Origin of the sequence: Oceaniferula marina, assembly GCF_013391475.1 — a bacterium.
Lineage (GTDB): Bacteria > Verrucomicrobiota > Verrucomicrobiia > Verrucomicrobiales > Akkermansiaceae > Oceaniferula > Oceaniferula marina.
The window spans coordinates 242,518-263,017 of the sequence record NZ_JACBAZ010000001.1 but is presented as its reverse complement, the minus strand read 5'-3'; the positions used below and the strand labels follow the sequence as shown (position 1 = coordinate 263,017).

General features: G+C 49.9%; 16 protein-coding genes. 3 read left to right on the top strand and 13 right to left on the bottom strand.

Going from position 1 to position 20,500, the window contains the following annotated elements; translation table 11 throughout:
• Positions 1-10: 10 nt before the first annotated feature.
• Positions 11-1,768: an MFS transporter gene (locus HW115_RS01055; protein WP_178930726.1), complete on the bottom strand. Its 1,758-nt coding sequence runs from the start codon at positions 1,766-1,768 to the stop codon at positions 11-13.
• A gap of 3 nt (positions 1,769-1,771) precedes the next feature.
• Positions 1,772-3,319 (bottom strand): sulfatase family protein, encoded by a 1,548-nt coding sequence (locus tag HW115_RS01050; protein WP_227021202.1) that lies wholly within the window; start codon positions 3,317-3,319, stop codon positions 1,772-1,774.
• A 382-nt stretch (positions 3,320-3,701) separates the two neighbouring features.
• Between HW115_RS01050 and HW115_RS01045 the strand changes: the two genes are divergently transcribed.
• Genes HW115_RS01045 through HW115_RS01035 form a run of 3 tightly spaced genes read left to right on the top strand, consistent with a single transcriptional unit; the run spans position 3,702 to position 7,476 of the window.
• Positions 3,702-4,766, top strand: coding sequence for a LacI family DNA-binding transcriptional regulator (locus tag HW115_RS01045; RefSeq protein WP_178930724.1), 1,065 nt, complete (start codon positions 3,702-3,704; stop codon positions 4,764-4,766).
• A 53-nt stretch (positions 4,767-4,819) separates the two neighbouring features.
• Positions 4,820-6,238, top strand: a complete 1,419-nt coding sequence (locus HW115_RS01040) for a GH1 family beta-glucosidase (protein WP_178930723.1) — start codon at positions 4,820-4,822, stop codon at positions 6,236-6,238.
• A gap of 44 nt (positions 6,239-6,282) precedes the next feature.
• Positions 6,283-7,476 carry a serine hydrolase domain-containing protein gene (locus HW115_RS01035; RefSeq protein WP_319609213.1) on the top strand — a complete coding sequence of 398 codons (1,194 nt, stop codon included), beginning with the start codon at positions 6,283-6,285 and terminating at the stop codon, positions 7,474-7,476.
• A gap of 304 nt (positions 7,477-7,780) precedes the next feature.
• Here the strand turns inward: HW115_RS01035 and HW115_RS01030 are convergent, their stop codons facing one another.
• The 11 genes from HW115_RS01030 to HW115_RS00980 form a co-directional block, all read right to left on the bottom strand.
• Complete coding sequence (locus tag HW115_RS01030) at positions 7,781-10,486, bottom strand: UxaA family hydrolase (RefSeq protein ID WP_178930721.1); 2,706 nt, start codon at positions 10,484-10,486, stop codon at positions 7,781-7,783.
• A gap of 26 nt (positions 10,487-10,512) precedes the next feature.
• Complete coding sequence (locus tag HW115_RS01025; protein WP_178930720.1) at positions 10,513-11,964, bottom strand: tagaturonate reductase; 1,452 nt, start codon at positions 11,962-11,964, stop codon at positions 10,513-10,515.
• A gap of 16 nt (positions 11,965-11,980) precedes the next feature.
• Entirely contained in the window at positions 11,981-13,000 is a 1,020-nt protein-coding gene (locus HW115_RS01020; RefSeq protein ID WP_178930719.1) for a zinc-binding alcohol dehydrogenase family protein, read from the bottom strand.
• A gap of 24 nt (positions 13,001-13,024) precedes the next feature.
• Positions 13,025-13,852, bottom strand: a complete 828-nt coding sequence (locus HW115_RS01015; protein ID WP_178930718.1) for an amidohydrolase family protein — start codon at positions 13,850-13,852, stop codon at positions 13,025-13,027.
• 5 nt (positions 13,853-13,857) lie between these two features.
• Positions 13,858-14,886, bottom strand: coding sequence for an aldo/keto reductase (locus tag HW115_RS01010; RefSeq protein WP_178930717.1), 1,029 nt, complete (start codon positions 14,884-14,886; stop codon positions 13,858-13,860).
• Positions 14,887-14,929: 43 nt separating this feature from the next.
• On the bottom strand, positions 14,930-15,208 hold the full coding sequence (locus tag HW115_RS01005; RefSeq protein ID WP_178930716.1) for a hypothetical protein: 279 nt from the start codon (positions 15,206-15,208) through the stop codon (positions 14,930-14,932).
• A gap of 178 nt (positions 15,209-15,386) precedes the next feature.
• A complete protein-coding gene (locus tag HW115_RS01000; RefSeq protein ID WP_178930715.1) occupies positions 15,387-16,562 on the bottom strand; it encodes a sugar-binding domain-containing protein in 1,176 nt (391 codons plus the stop codon).
• Between the two features lie 419 nt (positions 16,563-16,981).
• Positions 16,982-17,479, bottom strand: coding sequence for a thioredoxin family protein (locus HW115_RS00995; RefSeq protein ID WP_178930714.1), 498 nt, complete (start codon positions 17,477-17,479; stop codon positions 16,982-16,984).
• Between the two features lie 133 nt (positions 17,480-17,612).
• On the bottom strand, positions 17,613-18,044 hold the full coding sequence (locus HW115_RS20280; protein ID WP_178930713.1) for an ATP-dependent zinc protease family protein: 432 nt from the start codon (positions 18,042-18,044) through the stop codon (positions 17,613-17,615).
• Positions 18,041-19,072 carry a succinylglutamate desuccinylase/aspartoacylase family protein gene (locus HW115_RS00985; RefSeq protein ID WP_319609211.1) on the bottom strand — a complete coding sequence of 344 codons (1,032 nt, stop codon included), beginning with the start codon at positions 19,070-19,072 and terminating at the stop codon, positions 18,041-18,043. The genes HW115_RS20280 and HW115_RS00985 overlap by 4 nt, the downstream gene beginning before the upstream one ends.
• 107 nt (positions 19,073-19,179) lie before the next feature.
• Positions 19,180-20,397 carry a RimK family alpha-L-glutamate ligase gene (locus HW115_RS00980; RefSeq protein ID WP_178930711.1) on the bottom strand — a complete coding sequence of 406 codons (1,218 nt, stop codon included), beginning with the start codon at positions 20,395-20,397 and terminating at the stop codon, positions 19,180-19,182.
• Positions 20,398-20,500: the final 103 nt, after the last annotated feature.

Below are 20,500 nucleotides of genomic sequence, written 5' to 3'. Positions count from 1 at the left end.
AACGATTTTTTCATTCTTCCTCCTCTCCCAGTTTATTTCGTTCTTCGAGCAAATGTTTGACTTCGTAGGATCTCTTGTCTGTCAACGGATAAAAGCGAAGCAGCCAAAATGACACCACGCATAGCACCAGCGGCAAGCCAATTTCAAAGATGCGAAGCCTCAGCAAAGCGGTCGGCGTCTGCTGCGTGATCGGCTCGATCTGATCGGTCAGTCCGACAAAGGATGCTGCGGAAACCGGATCCTCGGTTTGGCTCCCTAGCATATGGTCAAGCTGATGGTTGACGGATTGTGTCTGTTCGATAAGAAGGTCGTAATGATCCCGGCTGTGCGGGAACGCATCCCCCTTTTCTGAAAAATGAGCGATCAGTTCAGATGAGATCTTCTTCGCTTGCTCGAGTTGCCCGCTTGCCGACTCCCGATTCTCTTTTTCAAATTGCTCCTGGGCCTTTTTGACTGCCCCCTCCAGTTCATCCACCCCTTTGGTTTGCTTCTCATCAAACTGGGAGAGAACAATCAGCGAGCCAGTCACAAAACTGGCAAAAGCCGTGCCGAGTTTGATGAACCACCAGTAGACGGAATAATAACTGCCTTCAGATCGGGTTCCCGTTGCCAAATCATCCTCATCACAGATATCACCCAGCATGGATGATCCCATGGTAAAAAACATCAGCATGCCGGCGGAAAGCAGAACAGTTGGAATAATGACAAGATACGGTGAGCTTGGGTTATAACAGACGATTTTCGAAAGCTGGGCCAGGCTCATGAGTCCAATCGCCAAGGCCAGCGTCCACTTTTTTCCCAGACTCCGTCCAACCCAATTAAGAGGAAAAACTGCCAGCAAGCCGGTAACAGCCCAGATTGTGCCGTTGATCCCCAACAGGGGGCCCGCCGCAGCTTTATCCCCACCATAGAGATAGAAGATGGTGATGTAGTAGTTGAGCAAGCCAACAAAATTAAACCCCATCGCCAGAGCAAAAATGATGACCACAAGACGGCGAAAGGTCTGGTTTTTTACCGCCACTTTCATGTTATGCCAAAACCCCTCCTTCTTTTGCTTTTGAACCCGCTCAAAACCAGGCTCCTTGCAAACCACAAACCACCAGATTGACAGAGGGATTAGCACCACGGCAATGAGCATGGATACCCAACGCATCCCATCCGCCTCATTACCTCCCGTGCCTTTGAAGAAATCAAGATTGGCTAGGGCAAAAAGCCAGGGGGTGCCCATGGCAAAAAGGTTGCCCCAAAAGCTTTTGGCCCCAAAAAGCCGGGTTCGTTCATGCGGGTCTTTTGACATCTCCATACCCAGCGCGCCATGTGGAATTTCAAAAATAGTGCATGCCGTAAAGAAGATCAGCAGGAAGACAAGAATGTAACCTAACTGAAACCATTCATAGGCAGCTTCACTACCAAACCACGCCTCGATAGCCGGGCCTTTGGGAACCCACCACATGAGCACAAAACTCAGAGCCACGGCAATTCCACCCATCAGCAAAAAGGGACGACGTCTCCCCCACCGGGTCCGAATGTTATCGGAAAAGTGCCCCATCACGGGATCTGAAACAGCATCCCACAAGCGTGGAATAATCAGCACCACACCTAACCAGAATGCACTCAGGCCTAGACCGATGTTGCCAATCAACCCCATCAACTGCCCTGCAATATTAAACAAGGCAATCGGGATCAGTCCCCCCAGGCCATAGGCAACCAACTGCTGGTTGGATATTCGATCAGTCGCTGAGACTGGATGTCGTGGTATATGCTTCATCGATTATTGATTGGATACGCCCTCCACACCGTATTGTTCACGAAGAGTCTTCAGCTCTTTACGCATTGTTTGTATCACCTCGGCGTATTCAGGGTCCTTGGCTAGAGAATTCTGTTCGGCCGGGTCGTTTTCAAGATCAAACAACTCCCACTGTTCGCCCAGTTTGAGTTTCGGGTGATCGTAGTAGCGGATCAGCTTGTAACGCTCGCCGCGCACCCCTTCGATCCTGGGTAAATTGTAAGCACCCGCTTGATGGTAACTGTAGTAAAGTGACGTCCTCCAGTCAGATGGTGTCTTTCCTTTCAATATCGGCAACAGCGAACGACCTTGGATGTCTTTCGGAACCTTCAATCCGGCAATTTCGAGGAACGTCGGTGCGTAGTCGATGTTCTGAATCATGGAATCAATCCTCTGACTTGCCTTGATCACCTTCGGCCAGCGAATGATAAATGGCATCTGCATCGTGACCTCATCCATGAGGCGTTTATCGGTCCAGCCATTCTCCCCCAAAAAGAACCCTTGATCCGAACTGTAAATAACGATCGTGTTTTCCGTGAGCCCTTTGTCATCGAGATACTTGAGTAATCGGCCCACATTTTCATCCACCGCATGCACACAACGCAGGTAATCCTTGAGATACCGCTGATAGGGAAACTCAGCCTGTTCCTCCTCGCTTACCATACCAGCAGCTAAACGACGACCGTATTCAGCATTGATCGGATCGTAATGGGCATGCCAGGCATCCAACTGCTTGGGCGTCATGTAAGAATAGTACTTAGGCAAATTTGACGTTTTGTGATTCTTCCGGGTTCGCTGAGAAGCCTTGTTTTCTACGGCAAGCGAATACGTCCCTTTGGCTGGTCCTGTCTTTAAAACATCCGGAGCTTTCATACCGTGCATCTTCATCCAAGTGTGGTCAAGGTAATCGATCCGCCCCTTGTTATCCGAGTGGTAACTTGCAGGAGCTGGGAAGGTCACGTCCTTATACTTGTCCAGATGGCGTAACGCCGGCATGACATTGGTGTGGGGAGATTTAAACTGAGTCATCAGCATAAAGGGTTTTGACTTATCTCGACCTTCGAGCCACGCAATCGACTTCGACGTAATCACGTCTGTTGAGTAACCCATGACAGTTTCCGTTTTCCCATCATGATTGATAAACTCAGGATTATAATAACGCCCTTGCCCACCATTCCCAGTGAGTGTGCAGTGGTAGTCAAACTCCGTTGAGGGCGTAGGGTGCATATGCCACTTCCCAATCATCGCGGTCTGATATCCACCCGCACTTAATAGACGCGTAAATATCTGTTGCTGGTTATCCCACCTTGAGCCATTGCTCAGCACACCATTCTTGTGACTGTGCTTTCCGGTCAGAATAGATGCCCGACTCGGTTGACAGATGGAATTACCACAGAAGCTTCGTGTGAAAACAGCCCCCTCATTGGCAATACGATCAATATTCGGCGTCTGATTGATTCCATTTTTCCCAGCGTAAGCAGAAATTGTACGCACTGCATGGTCGTCGGAAAAGATAAACAAAATGTTCGGCATGACCTTTGCCACAGCAACCTGTGGACTCAACAGGACAAAACTACACCCCGCAACAAGAATCCTTAAGAATCGTTTTACGACTAACGCTTTCATTGATACGGGATACACTTTAAAGACTCGAGGAAGCGATAAGCAGCACATGCCCCCGCTCGGTAATGTTACCGTTATCAAAAATGAATCTTATGGCAAGCAAACAATCCACATGGCATCAAAATAATTCGATAACATCGTCAATAGCGCCAAACAATCCATTAAGTTACACGGAATGAATGATATTAGTAACAATAGGCTTGTTTTGTAGGATATGTTACATAACACTCATTCGCCATCGCTACAAATCGCGCCTGACAGGCGAACCAAACTTCAACCGATCTCATCACCCATGAGCCAAAAAACAAAAAAATCACGCAAACAAAACGAGCACTCAACTATGACCGACCTCGCTGCAGAGACAGGCTTGTCCAAAATGACGATCTCACGAGTCTTCACGGGGTCGGTCAATGTGAGGAAGAGCACGAAAGAGAAGGTAATGGCTGCGGCCAAAAAACTAGGCTACGAATACAACGCTTTAGCGGGTAATTTTGCCTCAGGTCGTTCCCGCTTAATCGGCGTCGCCGTAGATGTTAGTAATCTAATGGGAAGCCGCTATTTCGCCCACTTGTTCAAAGGCGCTCATGGTTATCTAGAAGATGCGGGCTACCGCTCTGTCATCTTTGACACCGGATCAGAAGAATTTGCAGACGGGAGGCGACTCTCTCGCTTAATCGACCAGCGGCGCGTGGAAGGCATGCTCGCCTTCGCGCCACCATCCAATCAAGCCGAATTCATTTCCAGCTTCAGCAAGGCTGCTACTTCCATTCTTGTCATTGGCGGACGAGCAACAAACGGCCAAGTACCATGGGTTGATCTGGATAATTACCACGCCATGGAACTCCTCGTTAACCACCTCGCTAAACTGGGACACCAAAAAATAGGCTTCATTGAAGGCCCGGAACAAATCGTCGATGCCACGGAGCGATCGAATGCTTTTCATACCATCCGGCAACAGCTCAAACTCCCATGGCACAATGATTGGCTCCAATCAGGGGAATTCAGTTATGGTGCCGGGAGAGAAGCCGCACACCGTATCTTGAGCCTATCCAACCCTCCCACGGCTATCATTGCAGCCAACGACTACAGTGCTCTGGGAGCCTGTGAAGCCGTGCGCGCTTATGGTATGCTGCCAGGAAAGGAAATCAGCATCGCTGGAATTGATGGCCATGAAATTGCAGCCGAAGCCGAACCTGCCATCACCACGGTCACCCAGCCACTGGAACAAATGGGTGAACATGCAGCGATGGTCCTGCTCAAGCAGATCGAAAAACAAGATATGAGTCCGGACGAAGCCACCACTATCTTCAAGGGCAAACTCATCGCCCGCCCCTCGACAGGTCCAGCGCCCAAGTAACAGGCCTTCTTCCATCACCACAAAGCTCTGCTACAGATTCCATTGTTTCATCCATGCCAAACTTACACACTCAAGACCCTTTTTTCCCAGACGCGTTTGTCTGGGGTGCCGCCACCGCGTCAGCCCAAATCGAAGGAGGCTGGAATCAAGACGGGCGAGGCCCCTCCATTTGGGATGTCTTTTGCCGCCAAGAAGGCAATGTGCTCAATGGGGATACCACCTCACAAGCCTGTGATTTTTACAACCGCTGGCACGATGACATCGCGCTCATGAGCCAGATGGGTCTCCAAGCATTCCGCTTTTCCATTTCCTGGTCGCGGGTTTTTCCTGATGGCACGGGGGAAATCAACCAAGCGGGCTTGGATTTCTACAGTCAACTGGTCGATGCACTCCTCGCCAATGGTATTCGTCCCTATGTAACCCTCTACCACTGGGACCTCCCCCAAGCCCTTCAGCTCAAAGGTGGATGGCTCAACCGCGATATTGCAGACTGGTTTACCCGTTATACCGAAACGCTTGTCCAATGTCTTGGAGACCGGGTCAAAGACTGGATTACCTTTAACGAGCCCCAAATTTTCCTCGGTTTCGGATATTCTGATGGCACCCATGCCCCGGGCGTATCGCTCCCCCATGAAGAAGTGTTTCAAGCCGCACACCATGTCAATCTTGCCCATGGCCGGGCGACAAAAAAAATTAGAGAGTTCGTCAAAGATGCCAAGGTAGGCATTGCCATTGCCACCAAAATTGGAATCCCTGCAGACGAGCACGACCCAGCACATATCGAAGCAGCAAGAAAAGCCACCATTCATCCGGAATGGAAAGATGGCAGCGACAAACACACCACCTACCTGAACAACGCCTGGTGGCCCGACCCCATGATTCATGGCCGCTATCCGGAAATATTGGAAAAGCACCTTCCTGGCTTTTTGGATCAATTCCCGGCTTCCGACATGGAGGAAATTTGCCAACCTCTCGATTTTTTCGGCTACAACTATTACTTCGGCATTGTGGTTGAACCCGCTGACAACGAAAAAGGCTGGCAAGCCTTGCCTGAGCAGGCGGGAGAACCCCGCACCATGATCGGCTGGCCAGTTCACCCATCCGGGCTCTATTGGGCATCTCGCTTCTTCTACGATGCGTATCAGCTTCCACTCTATGTCTTTGAAAATGGACTATCCTCGATGGACTGGGTGGATACGGAAGGAAACGTCAAAGATCATCATCGCATAGACTTCCTCACCCGCTACCTGGCCCAATATAGCCGAGCCCACGAAGATAACATCCCCCTTGCCGGATATTTCCACTGGTCCCTGATGGACAATTTCGAATGGGCCCAAGGCTACCGCGAACGCTTTGGCCTGATACACGTCGATTACCAAACGCTCAAACGCACCCCCAAGGAGTCGGCAATTTGGTATCAAAAAGTTATTCAAAGCAATGGGAAGCATCTGTTCTCTCCATCCATCACATGATTCCCCGCCGACTAACAACACCGTCATCTCAACCGTCACCCAACGTGAAACCTTTTGTCTCCGCACTTCTGCTTTTCGCTCTCTCACCTCTCCACGGGAGTCCGCCCAGCGAAGCATCATCGGGCTTGGCCCCTGAAATCACCGATCTCAACGCCAAGGATGTCTCCTATGCACGGGAAAAAGAGATCCCCTATCTCCCCCATCCATTCATCACGCCCTCACCCCGTGATCTCAAAGACGGCATCACACCTGGAAGACTCGGTCCCGATGGTGGCAACAAAGAACTCATTCTTCAGTTCGCCAATCAAATCTCAAAAAAATCATCCGATCCTAAAATTGGCAACACAGACAGTTTCCTCATTAGCTATCAAGGCAAACTAATCTTTGAGTCCTACTTCCGTCGGGGTCGACAGAACTACCCTCACTACCAGATGTCCATTACCAAATCCTACACAGCCTTTGCCCTTGGCCGTGCAATTCAACTTGGACATTTAACCATGGAAGACCTGAACACGCCGGTCATTCAATTTCTCAAACAAACCGATCCGACGACGATGGTCAAAGGTGCGGATCAAATCACCCTTGAGCAGGCCATGACCATGCGCTCGGGAATCCGCCTATCTCAGGAAAAAATCAAACTGCTTAGATCCACCCCTGCCCGACTCAAAGGGCAAGGTCAAATCCAGGCTTACCTCCAACACAGCAAACCCATCCCCCCAGCACCGCGAGCATTTAAATACCAAGCCTCCGACCCTGCCATCACGATACAGGTTCTGGATGCCGTTGTTCCCGGTTCAGCCAAGGCCTTCATCCAAACTGAATTTCTCGCAAAAATGGGCATCACCAACTACCATTGGCAAGATGACATTTCCGGACTTCCGAAATCAGCTGCCGGTTCAAGCTTCCGCTCACGCGATATGATCAAATTCGGACAACTCGTTCTCAACAACGGCAAATGGAACGGTCAGCAGTTCATCCCCGCTGATTTCGTTGAGCTCGCAACAAGCCCCCTCGCCCAAGCCTATGGTGAAAACCACTATGGGTTCTTTTGGTGGGTGACCCACCCGGAAGTGAATGGCAAAAAATACATCTGCAAAGCCGGCCGAGGCGCTGGAGGTCAGTTTATCTTCATGTTCCCCGAGCTCGATCTCGTCGCCGTCATTACAGCCCACAACCAAGGCATGGGCAAAATGCTCGAAGACGCCCCACTCAAAATGATCAGAGCTTTCACTCAATAGCGAATAATCGGCCGCTCAGAAATGGGACTCCTATTGATACCTCCGCAGCTATCCCACGCCTGAATTCCTAATTTATGAGAAAAAGTGTAGACTCTAAGTATTTCCAAGTTAACACATGCTCAGCAACAACCCATGTAAGTCATTGACAATGAGCATGTAATATCAAATTGGTCCTGGGTTCGAGTCCCAGTCTGCGTACCATTTTTCTAAGCGCCTTATTCTTAACGAGTAAGGCGCTTTTTAGTATCCGAGTCTACACCAAATTAGGGGTCTACACCAAAGTTTGGGGACAAGGCATTTTTTTTTAAATGGCGTGTGCACGAGGCCCCCGGGGAATTTGATTGCCACTATTGGCCAGATGGTTCTGTTTTGGCTGATAATCATTCGACAGGACTTCCGCGATCAAGCTAGCCAAATCCTCGGAAAGCTCGGCGTCAAAATCATCGTTCACCTTGTCTTTGCTGATGTTGAGCGTGGGCACCAGACTATGTGCGGGAGAAGCCACATCATCCGAGTAATGTGCAATCACATCCGTCGCAGCCCCCAGGCCAGTCACCGTTTCGATTGGGTTTTCGGTAATACTTTGCATGATATGTAGCCCTCTCGTCTCCGGAACCTGGGCGAACGTCAGGCTGGGTGCTGCCTGATGGACAGATAAAGCCTCTTGAAAAGTTGGGTTCTGAACAAGGCTGCAATGAGCCGGGATAATCACCGTTCCGCCCGCAGCGAGAACACTGGCAGCAAACTCGGCAAGCCGTTGAGCCGATTCATCAGAAAGCGGCCCTGTCGAAGTGAGACCAATCCGTAAATCCCGCCCCGAGCCCTTCGCTGGAATAGGCTCCTTCCGGTCAGCCAACTTTTTTTCAAACCAGTTAGCCACGGAATCCACCGTTCCCTCGGTGCCTCCACATTCCTGAATGGTCAACCATCCGTAATCTTCCGGATTATAACCGGCGACGATGGCACTGGATGATATTTCGGGAAAACTAACATCACCGCCCCGCATCGCCGACTTGATAAATCCAGGCGAAACCATTTCACAGCCCAGCGAAACAAAAGCACAGGCGTCAACCATATCATGTTTGGCGTAACTCAGGATAAAGTTTAACACCTCGGCCCCAGTCGTGGTGCCACAGCCCTCGGTGTTGGTCAGTGTCACAAAACGGTCGATTGCCCCCTTCTGCACTAGTGGACCACTGTTGAGTTTTGCTACAGCTTGCTCGGAAGTAGCTACCGAACAGCCCACAGTCGGAATGATCAAACCAATCCGTTCTTTAGGCATGACTCTATCTGGCCCTTGAATCCCATCAAACACGATCTCGATCGGTTTATATGAGCTTAAATCACAGGCAACAGGGGCTCCATCGAATCGGGATGCATAAGACTCAGCCTTTTGATCGGGTGATGATTGAAAATATTTTTGACGCCAGAGAAGATCGATATTCTGGTTCCGTTTTTCACCCAGCGTTTTTTGACCGGATGCAATGGAAATAACCTGATCCATCGCCTCACTTGTCAGGCTCTCCATGGATTTGCCGTCTAGGTACTGACCGGCATTGATATCAATATCATCCGCCATAAGTTTGTACCGCTCCGTGGTATTGACAATCTTGACCGTTGGTACGATCGATGAGTTCGTCGGCGTCCCACGACCGGTGACAAATAGAATAATATTACAGGCAGCGGCAGCCTGGCCGGTATAACTGGCGATGTCACCGCCCATGCCATCCATGAAGTAGAACCCGGGCTGGGTCATACGCTCAGAGTACTCAATCAAATGCCGGATCGGGATATCAGGGTCGCGTTTCACTGCCGCACCAAGCGACTTCAAGGTGATGTTATACAACCCACCAAGCAGATTTCCCTCGGATGGATTTTTATCCACCTTCCCTCCGTGCCAGCCAAGCTGCTCCTTGAAGCGGCTCATCATCGATAAAAAACGTGGGGCTATTTCAGGCTCCGTGATCGATGACAAGGTGTAATCCTCAGCTCCGGAAAGCTCGGGTGTTTCCGTAAGGTTCGCACTCCCCCCGTAACGAATCACTTCCCGGGCAATCGAGCCTGATAGAACATTTCCACATACGCCGGAAAACGCATCTGACGCTCCACACTGCAGACCGATCCTCAGCTCGCTCAGCGGACGCTCGGACCGCTGATGCGCATTGAGCTGCTTCAGCAGGCTTTTGACATGTTTACTGGCGGCCGCCAGATTACGGGTAAATGTCTCGTGGGATTTCATCCACACAATATCCATATCATCCACTGGGATTCCGTCCGCTCTCATCCACTGCTCTAACTCCTCGTTAGTCAGTTCACCTTCCAGACCGCTTTCAATCGAAAGAACAGCCCCTACATTCGGATTACTGATCAAGCCAGACAAAGTCCGCAAGGTGCGCTCCCGCTCGACAGAATTTGTTTCAGCCCCCTCGGTATGACGCAAGCCGACAACGGCATCAACATGCTCATACCCCTCGATGCCATCTTTGAATGCATGCTCTAGTTTCTCCACCAATGGCGCGTTCGTAGCGCTAGTCCCGAGAATCACCAAATGGTTTCTCGTTCCAGTTCCTCGCGCCCCTCGGTTGTATCCCATAAATGATCCGGAGTTCTGGTATTCATCGACGGCGGCCGGGGCTTCCCAGGCACCAGCGTCAAAGCTATAGGCATCAATGTCATCTGTGAAATTAGCCTCAGCCGGCAATTTAAGAGCAGTAAAACGGGTATCCTCCTGCAGTGAAAGTCGAAACAAGACATGCTCATTACAGAGATATTCACCAGCTTCGATATCACATGCGGCTTTGCCAAAAGGATAGTGCCATGATGTGATGTAAGAGCCTCTGGGAATGGCCTCTGACGCAAACCTATGCCCCGTAAGCACATCATGTTGCAACTCCAGCACATCTTCACCATTCTGAATACAAGTCCCCTGTTTCAGGTCCTTCAGGGCGATCGCTGCATTATCCCCGACAATGGGAAAACGTGCAATTTCTTCGAGTGGAGTTGCCATCATCGTGATCAGTAATTTGTAGACTCAAATTAGAGCGTCTTCAGAGTCGCTAACATCCCTTGATCGAGGATGCTGGAAAGATGACCCGTCACGGCATCGGTAAGCCCTGGAATTTCATTTAAATCTCGTTTCCAATTTTCCTCGTAGGCCAGCACCGTACTAACCAGTGATTGAAGACTTTCGGCCGAACCGTCATATTCGCCCCACACTTTCGCATAGAGTTCGAGAATGTCAGCATTATCTTTACACTCATAACTTTGATCACCACGTTCTCCACGGTAAAAGGCAATAAGCGCGGCTAAAGAAAGCGTAATACGCTTGGGCAGCGTTCCGTTATTCTCTACGGCATCCAGAAGGCTGGGAAGCACACGAGTCTCCCATTTGCTCATTGAGTTCAACGAAATAGTCAACCACTCATGACGGATGAACGGGTTGTAGAACCGCTCAAGGATTTTCTTGGAAAACTGAGTTAAATACTCCTGATCGCCTGGAATGTTTGGAACTATTTCCTCGGCACACATCTCGTTGACAAAAGCACCGAGCGTTTCATCTTCCATGGTTTCACGCACTGCATCCAAACCACTTAGGTAAGCCACAGCGACAGTACCTGTATGCGAGCCGTTCAGAATCCGCACTTTCTGGTCACGAATTTCGCGCTGCTGCTCTTCATTGACAAAGCTAACATTCAGCTCGGCTTTGTCGGCAGGAAACTCATTCGCCACCCACTCAGGCGCTTTCACAACCCAGTTATGGTAGTGCTCCCCGACAACGACTAGATTGTCTTCATAGCCAAGTTCAGCCTGGATCTCTTTGATCGTATCACGGGGAAAGCCAGGAACAATTCGGTCAACCAAGGTGGAACAGAAGGCACAACTATTCTCTAGCCAACCGACAAAATCATCAGCAAACCCCCAATTCTTTGCATGCTTCAGAACCATCTCCTTGAGTCGGTCACCATTGTCCTCAATCAGCTCACAGCAGAGAACTATCAGCCCTTTATCACTGGCCCCATCGAATTTCTGATAGCGTTGGTGAAGCAGAGCGGTCATCTTACCAGGGAAAGACGGCTGAGGCTTCATATCAAGCGTTTCGCCGTCGGCCCACTGAATCCCCGCCTCTGTCGTGTTTGAAATCACAAAACGGACATCAGGACTTTCGACCAGTTGCTGGTAAGCTTCAAATTCACTGTAAGGATTCAGGCAACGGCTGATACAATCGATCAACTGCTTCTCACGAACAGGTTCTCCATCCTTCATGCCTTCGAGGATCACGTGATAAAGACCATCTTGATCATTAATCATATCGGCAAACCCTTGGGCAATCGGCTGGACCACAGCCACGGAAGCATCAAAGTTCTGCTTCTCATTCATGTGCTGGATGATCCAGTCCACAAAGGCACGGAGAAAGTTGCCTTCGCCAAACTGAATAATACGTTCAGGACGAACGGGCAGGTTCGCAGCGGTTTGTCGGTTAAGTTTCATATCTGATTGTTATAAGTTAAAATTTAACGTGGATTTTGGTGATTTCACCGGGGTTTTCACTCCATGCAGCAAGTGCCGCAGGGGCATCCTCCAAAGAGACCGTTTTGGTAATCACGGCATCAGTCGGAAATACTCCGCTTTCGAGGTGACGAACGACAGCGTCAAAGTCCTCGGGCATGGCATTGCGTGATCCGCGGATATCGAGCTCCTTCATCACAAAATACTTGGTTTCATAATCAACGGCAGCCTTGGCATAGCCAATGTAAACCACGCGCCCCGCGAAACATACTTCTTCAACACAAGCTTTGAATGTCGCAGGCAAGCCAACCGCTTCAATCATGACATTAGGCCCCTCTCCATCGGTCATTTCCTGCAAGCGCTCGTGCAGATCCTCATTCATTGAGTTAACCGTGTCTGTTGCACCGCAACGTTTGGCGAGAGCCAGTTTTTCGTCATCGATATCAACGGCAACCACTCTGGCATTGCGAGCGGCTGCACCAGCAATCACTCCAAGACCAATTGCGCCACAGCCAAAAACAACGACAGTGTCCTCGGATGTCACCTCACCGCGGGCCACCGCATGGAAACCAACCGTCAGCGGCTCCACCAGTGCCATTTCCTCGAGACTTAGTTTGTCAGAGGTAAAAAGCTTTTCGTGAGGGACCACCACATATTCGGTCATCGCTCCGTCACGCTGAACACCCATGGTCTGATTCGATTTACAAGTATTGACCCGACCGGCCTTACATGCAGCGCACTTGCCACAGCTGGTGTAGGGAGAAACCAGCACCTTCTGTCCTTTTACCCATGGCTCAGGCACATCCGCCCCCAGTTGTTCGATCGTGGCTCCAATTTCATGTCCTGGGATACGGGGATAACTCACCATCGGGTTAAGGCCACGGAAAGACGTCAGGTCCGATCCACAATAGCCCACTTGGCGGACTTTAAGAAGCACTTCACCGGCGCCAGGTGCGGCCGGAGCTGGTATGTCTACGAGCTCGGATTGGTTCGGCTCAGTGATGCTGATAGCTTTCATAATAAGAATTAGTTGGAAAATGAGTTAGTCGAGTTGATAGGACGAAACAGCTGTACCGCCCATGATGGAAGCCTGTTCTTGTGTTGAAAGAGGATCGATAAATCGTTGAATCAGATCAACCCATTGCTGATATCTGCTGGCAACAAGACACACTGGCCAGTCGGACCCAAACATCAAGCGGTCAGGGCCAAACGCCTCAAGGGTTGACTCCAAATAGGGTAACATTTGCTCCTCTGTCCAAGCATTAAAATCAGCCTCGGTCACCATCCCGGAAAGCTTACAGGTGACATTCTCGCGCTTGGCTAATTCACGCATGTTTTCCTGCCATGGTTGAAGAAGCTTGTCTTTAATTTGAGGTTTGGCGATGTGATCGAGCACAAACACCTGGTTGGGATGACGGTCCACAAAACGAATCGCCTCTTCAAGTTGGTTTTCAAATATAAGAATATCATAGACCAGTCCTCGCGCGGTCAAACTGCGAATACCACGATTAAAGTCATCATCGTCGAAGAACCCCGCAGGAAGCCCCTGCACAACGTGACGCAGAGCCTTGAGCTTGCTTGCGCCTTTATATCGGTCAAGGATCGTATCAATGCTCTCATCCGCCAGAGGCAACCACCCGACGACCCCTTTGACAAAATCATTTTCAGCTGCCATCCCAAGCAGCCAGTCCGTTTCTTCCAGACTTTGGCGCGCTTGGACACTCACGACGCCATCAATCCCAGCCTGGTCAATCTCAGCCTTGAGGTCATCAGGTAAAAAGCTACGTCGAATTGTAGACATACTGTCATCAATCCAGTCGTATTCAACGGGATCGTATTTCCAAAAGTGGTGATGTGCGTCAATTTTCATGAAATTTAAAGATGGGGGTAGTCGCTATCCAATAATCGTTTATCCCTGAGCTCCTGCCAAAATGCGGGCGATACATTACCGCGGGCAAGCGCAACATTCTCCGGCACACGCGTCGGCCGACTTGTATTCAACGCCAGTGAAACAACTCCTGGGAATGAAAGAGCAAACTGGCAGCAGGCCAAGGCAGGTGAAATCCCGTGGGTTGAACACACCTCGGTAAACCGATCTCGCCACTCGAATAGTTCAGGTTCTCCCTCACGAGTGACCATCTTGTAATCAAACCACTTCCCGCCAATCAAAAATCCAGCATTAAACACCGCCGAGTTGATGATTTTTACATCCGCCTGATGTAACTGCTCCATGAATTCCATAACCTCTTGAGGGTGGGTAAGCAAGGTAAAGCTATTGGCCAACATCACCCAATCGAGAGGCACTCCATCATCAAACAGCCGCTTGATCACACGCCAATCTTTCGAGCCGACGCCAATGCCTAAAATTTTTCCGGCCTCACGCAATTCGACAAGTGCCTGATAGCCATCCAGAATATCCCGATAATACAATTCTGCCTCCTCGGGTGACGTCGCTTGGGCGAGATACTCATCAGGATCATGAATCGAAAGAAGCTTGGCATTGTAGTCACCAAGGAGTTCATCCCCCTGCTCATAACACTCCAGAATGCCATTGTAGCTAATCGCTTGCACGGCATCGTTTTCCAGTCCAACCCACGCTCCCGGCTCAAAAGTTGGCTCTGAAGTCGTCAACGGAACACTTTTCCAGCCAAGCTTATTGCTGATGACCACCTGGCCTGGATCCACTGAGAGCTCCTTGAGGAAACGACCAATATTTTTCAAAGCCAGCCCGGCACCGTATTTACCGGCAGAGTCAATCACGGTATATGGCGACCGGGATGACGCCGTATCGGTGGTATTCACCCAATTTTGAACAATCTCTCGCTTCACCTCATCAGGCACAAGTTCGTAGAGATTGCCCAGCGCACTGGAACCGAAGATTATTCTGGGAAGCTGAACTTGCATATTGATGGACGATGATAGTGTAAAAATTTGTCAGTAAAAGCTGCTATACCCTGAGCCCGCAGCAACGGCAGCCGATGGAGCATCGCGGAATCGGCTGCCGTTGCGGGCGGCGCGCCATCCCCTTCAGGGTTGCAAGTGTCCGTCCAAAGCTTTTGAATGACGGTTCTAACACAGGCAAAAAAAAGCAATGAACGGACAGAACCAAACTACCCAAAACGACGAAATCATCAACCTTCTTCTCGCCGACGGGCTTGAAAATAGTCTCTCGAAAATCGCTGAACTTCTTATGAACACCGCCATGCTGCTTGGGCGCATCCATCATATTGGAGCCGCCCCCCTACGAAAGGAACGCGGAGCAGCGCAACGGCTATGCCAACGGTTTTAAATCAAGATCATTCCAGACTGCTGTAGACATGATCAAGCTGGATGTTCCCTAGGTGCGCAACAGTGACATAACGTTCCAGACCTCGCTGCTGGAGAAGGGCTCATGCAGCGACCGATCACTCAAGGCGGCCATCGCCACAATGTATGTTCAAGAGGTTAGCACCTAGCGCGTTAGCGGGGTCGCACTCGTGACGATTGACCCCGCGTATTTTGAATGGCTGACCATTAAACACGAGTAAGTCATCGCGAATTTCCAACTTGCGAAACGCGACTGGCAGACGGAAGACTTCGATCACTCGCTGCTCACGCTTCACCTCAACAAGGGCGACATAAAGCTGCGGCGATTCAGGCGACCAAGGGCGAACCTTGTTTAAAAGAATCTCTCTCATACCTCGCCCAACGACCTCACCATCGGGCGAATACAAAGTCACCCTTGTTTCCACCTCCGAAGCTTTCGGCATCTTGGTCGCGTGGAGCTTCACTGAACCACTGCCACTCTTGGGGTCATAATCCGACTGCGCATAGAGATCCCATAGTCCATCGGCAGGGACGGCAGTAATCAACACATCTCGGAAAATGCCACTCAAGCGCCAAAAATCCTGATCTTCCAAATACGAGCCATCTGAGTATTTGAACACCTGCACTGCCAACTGATTATCACCTGGAAGCAAAGCATCTGTAATATCAAACTCTGCGGGCAAACGTGACCCCTGTGAGAAACCCATTTTTTTTCCGTTCAACCACACGAACATTGCCGATCGAACACCTCCAAAATGAAGTACCTTTCTGTGACCGTCCCACTCGGCTGGCACACTGAACGTTTTACGATAGTAACCCACTGGATTCCGATGCTTAAATGACGTAAATTTGGGCTTCGGCTTACCCATCACCTGTGGCGGGTTGACACGAAAAGGGTATCTGTAATTTGAATAGAGTGGCTTGCCATAGTCCTCACTCTCCCAGGTGGACGGAACCGGAATATGGCTCCATGTTGAATCGTCGAAATTGGAGTTTGTCCATGCAGATGACTCTACCACGGGTTGAGCCAGCCAGCGGAACTTCCACTCCCCGTTCAAGCTTTGGATCCACGGCGAATCCGTTATACCATCGCGCCATAGTCGAGCTGATGCCAAATCGGGGCATGGCCACGCATTTCCTCTTGGAGGCAGTTTGTTTATTTCAAACACCTCAGGGTTTTCGATTTCCTGCGGCGTCGTGATCGTATTCTCACCATGCACAGCGAGGGCAAGGCTGAGCCACACAAGCAGGAGCACTGTTCTGTTCATCATCATACTCATCATCAATGCCATTGAGCATTGGTGAACGACAACATACCAGCAAGAGCAATGCGTTTTCTATCATTCATATCTGGATATGCACCACTCTCCGCTTCTGTGAAGGAGTATAGCTCGCCCTCTTAGCCTCATACGCTTCGAATGCGCCCCATCAAACCATACTGTCATCAATAGAACCATCAGCTTCTCGAGCCAACAAAAGCGATCAAATGTTAGAAAAAATGTAGACTCTAAGTATTGCCAAGTTAACACATGCCCAGATAGAAATCCTACAGCCCATTGATGATAAGCAAGCAACATCAAGTCAAACCTGGGTTCAAGCCCCAGTCTGCATACTTTATAACCCATTGTATCTTCACCGATCGGTGGGGTTCCTTTTGCCCTGATTTTAGAGGCTACACCAAAGTTATTTTAACTTAAGGAGACAGAGTTTCAAAGGTAGGAGCATGCTGCTTTAGAAAGTCGGCTATGCGCTCCGGGCGCTTGTGATCTGAATCACGGAGACGTGTCTGACGTGTATCATTCAGGAGGCGACCGGAGCCATCGAGGACTACGAAAACAGGAATGCCTTTGTTGATAGTCGCGTGATATCTGGCTACCAAATCGGCATTGCGGCCACTATCACTTGGTCCGACATCGATGCGAGTCACTAAATACGAATCCCGTAGGATACGGGATATCTCTGGATCAGACTGCAACAGAGCCACCGTCCGCGTGCTGTCCGAACACCAATTGGCTCCATAGATGAGCAAAACGTGCTTGCCACTTTTCTTAGCAGAGGAAAGAGAACGGGAGACCTGAGCTTTGGCATCAGCGGTTTTGTCAAAGGCTCCAGGGCCGTCGTATTGAGGAGCTGTTGCACAAGCGGAGATCAGAACCAACAACAGTAACGTAAAAACAGAACAGTATTTCATAGAACAAAGAGAGATGGGTGAAGCCAGGAAATCGGAGATTAACATACCATCATTCCCGGCCAAGACCGAATTTCAAGGGAATCGATTTCACGTCGTTTAATATGCATTTGAGTGGCTGAAGACCTAGCAACTACTATTGCCTCTTTTTCTTTCGAGGGGTCGCCCAGTGATCGACACCACTATCGACTAGAAAATCGCCTGAAAGGGCTTCACGACCGAGTAGCATACGGTGAATCATTCGCTGGCGACAAGTCAGACTAACTAGAATGCTTTTTTCTCTACCTCCTATCCTTAGGATCGTCTCTACAAATAATCGGTCATGACCGTGGCCTGTACTACTACGAACGTGCTTACGCATTGCTATGGGTGCTTCAAGTGTAAGATCTCGATTCGTTTTGCGTGAGAGTCTTATTGTGAAACGAACCCGATTGCCAGGAAGCTCCTCAATCTTGGAACAGTCGATCGCACTACTACGCGCTCCAGTATCGGCCTTAGCACGCACCTCTACCCCCCATTCGGGCAGACTCGCCCATTCTCTCCAGCCTATTGTTGTGAGCTGCTTCATATCTCGTCGCTTTCTTTGAGTTCCACTTCATCATCTTCATCCACCAAGGTGTGCTCAACCACCGTAATGCTCGTGGCAAGATGATCCCTGACTTGATTTTCGAGGGTGTCTTCTTCAATTCGATCAACACTTTTTTCGAGTGAGTGGAACTGCTTCCGGGTATCAGGCAAAGCAATGTGAAGAATAGGATCACCAGGTGAGACAGCTGGCATCGTCGTCATGCCAAGCACGATACCGTGATGCGGGCAGACAATGGTCTCATGCTCCTTCCCAAGCAAACCTGTGCTGGTTGCGAGCGGTTGGTCTTTTTGAACCGTATCTCCCGGAGCTACGTGAAACTTTAAAAATCCACCGCTTCCAGCCCTAACCCAGCTTGAACCTTGCACGATCATCTGATGAGGAGCTGTATCGGGCCGAAGGTCATCTGCAACATCAATCATATCTAGCTCAGCCATGATGTGTGTAAGACCTCGTTGAGTCATGTCCTGCACAGATGGCTCAACCTTTAAAGCCTCCCCTGCTTCAAGAATAATCGTTGGACATCTGGCCCTGCATGCTTCACGGCGCAATGACCCAGCAGGTCCAGAGCTGTTCACAATAACTTCAGCTCCAAAGGACTCAGCCAGCCGTGCACAATCCGGATCATCCATATCTGCGCGGACATTAGGGAAGTTTGTTCTGCGGACAGCAGCAGTGTGTAAATCGATGATATAATCGCACCGGCCAACCACTTCCTCCATAATCAAATGAGCCAGTCGCGCGGTCAAACTACCCTTTTCATTGCCAGGGAAAGTCCGGTTTAAATCACGACGATCTGGGGTATAACGGCTGTGACGCTCGAAACCTGTGATATTGACCACCGGCACGAGAATCAATGCTCCCCGCTTCAACTCAAAGGGAGGCTCTTGAATAAGTTTTCTGATCGCGCCTGTGCCGTTAATTTCGTCTCCATGTACGGCTGCCGTGATTCCTAAGACGGGGCCATCTTCGAGCCCACGCCAAACCATTAAAGGAAGGTGAACCCCCACGCCAGTAAACCCTTCTCCCGCTTTGAGCAGGAGGCGCTTCTTTTCTCCAGGCTTGATTTTTTTTCTTAGCCAACTCCCAATAGGTCGCTTTTTACGAGGTGTATCGCTCATGAGTCTAAATGTTCGTCATGTGTAGTCCCTTCGGTGACAGGAGTTGAAGGGAGAGGCTTGAGTTTGCGGCGACGCTTAGGCCTGTTTGGAATCATGGATTTCATAATTTCAATTTTGCCATAGCAAAGCAGCGTATCGTCAGCTTCAAGTTTTCGTGATGATTTGGGATTGGAAATCACAGAATCACCACGTTTAAGAGTTAATACCACAACATCTTGATCTCTGAGACCAGTTTGCTTAATCGTCTGCCCGACAAAAATACTGCCATCGTGAATAATGATGTCAGTCACCCCGTAGCCTCGACTCACTGTAAGCCGTTGCCTTAAGTCAATTTCCGGCATGTTGGCCTGATCGCAAATAAAGTCGATCACTTCACCTGCGATATCCAGGCCTGTAGCGGCTTCAATCCCTTCCAGACCTGGTGATGAATTAATCTCCATAATTTGCGGACCGTTGACACCTTCCAGCATATCAACGCCACAGACCTTCAAACCCATGATTTGGGCTGCTCGAACCGCGGCCTTGGCATAGGCTGGATCAAGATCAATAGCTGTAGCCATGCCTCCACGATGGACATTACTGCGGAATTCCTGCCCCTGAGCTGTCCGGCGAATAGCCCCGACCACACGATCATTAATCACAAATGCCCGAACATCTTTGCCCTTACTTTCGGCGACAAATTTCTGAATCAGCACATTTTGATTGGCACTATGGAGTGTTTCAATAATCGCTTTCGCAATTTCCGGTTTATCCGCCAAAATGACACCCACCCCTTGAGTTCCCTCGATTAATTTAATGATCACGGGGGTGCCTCCCACACGTTCGATCGCCCCCGCGACGTCGCTCTTATGGCTAACGTAAGCCGTACGCGGTATACCAATATCGTGGCGCGACAATATCTGCATACTTCTTAATTTATCACGTGAGTTGCCGATGCCATTCGCGGTATTGGGGGTATAGACATCCATTTGCTCGAACTGGCGCACCACCGTTGTTCCATAACGGGTAATGGACGCTCCAATCCGAGGCAAAATGGCATCCGGGACACGAATCGCTTTTCCTCTATAATAGAGATCGGGCTCACCTTCCTCCATATCCATCGCAAAACGCAGAGGGTCTTGAATGAGCACTTTATGCCCCTTGTTCTTAGCCGCCTCGACAAGCCGGCGAGTGGAGTAGCATTGGGGAGCTCTCGAAAGTATCGTTAATCGCATGGGAATAGTTGAGCTGATGGTTGACGAAAAAGTGCGGAACACACTGATTGCATAGCAATCGAGTTTAAACACTCATTAGTCAATTAAATTCCAATAAGATCAT

Bases quoted from the DNA above. Each gene is read 5' to 3' on its own strand.
- HW115_RS01055 (WP_178930726.1), bottom strand. From the start codon at position 1,768: ATGAAGCATATACCACGACATCCAGTCTCAGCGACTGATCGAATATCC.
- HW115_RS01050 (WP_227021202.1), bottom strand. From the start codon at position 3,319: ATGCCGAACATTTTGTTTATCTTTTCCGACGACCATGCAGTGCGTACA.
- HW115_RS01045 (WP_178930724.1), top strand. From the start codon at position 3,702: ATGAGCCAAAAAACAAAAAAATCACGCAAACAAAACGAGCACTCAACT.
- HW115_RS01040 (WP_178930723.1), top strand. From the start codon at position 4,820: ATGCCAAACTTACACACTCAAGACCCTTTTTTCCCAGACGCGTTTGTC.
- HW115_RS01030 (WP_178930721.1), bottom strand. From the start codon at position 10,486: ATGATGGCAACTCCACTCGAAGAAATTGCACGTTTTCCCATTGTCGGG.
- HW115_RS01025 (WP_178930720.1), bottom strand. From the start codon at position 11,964: ATGAAACTTAACCGACAAACCGCTGCGAACCTGCCCGTTCGTCCTGAA.
- HW115_RS01020 (WP_178930719.1), bottom strand. From the start codon at position 13,000: ATGAAAGCTATCAGCATCACTGAGCCGAACCAATCCGAGCTCGTAGAC.
- HW115_RS01015 (WP_178930718.1), bottom strand. From the start codon at position 13,852: ATGAAAATTGACGCACATCACCACTTTTGGAAATACGATCCCGTTGAA.
- HW115_RS01010 (WP_178930717.1), bottom strand. From the start codon at position 14,886: ATGCAAGTTCAGCTTCCCAGAATAATCTTCGGTTCCAGTGCGCTGGGC.
- HW115_RS01005 (WP_178930716.1), bottom strand. From the start codon at position 15,208: ATGATGGATGCGCCCAAGCAGCATGGCGGTGTTCATAAGAAGTTCAGC.
- HW115_RS01000 (WP_178930715.1), bottom strand. From the start codon at position 16,562: ATGATGATGAACAGAACAGTGCTCCTGCTTGTGTGGCTCAGCCTTGCC.
- HW115_RS00995 (WP_178930714.1), bottom strand. From the start codon at position 17,479: ATGAAATACTGTTCTGTTTTTACGTTACTGTTGTTGGTTCTGATCTCC.
- HW115_RS20280 (WP_178930713.1), bottom strand. From the start codon at position 18,044: ATGAAGCAGCTCACAACAATAGGCTGGAGAGAATGGGCGAGTCTGCCC.
- HW115_RS00980 (WP_178930711.1), bottom strand. From the start codon at position 20,397: ATGCGATTAACGATACTTTCGAGAGCTCCCCAATGCTACTCCACTCGC.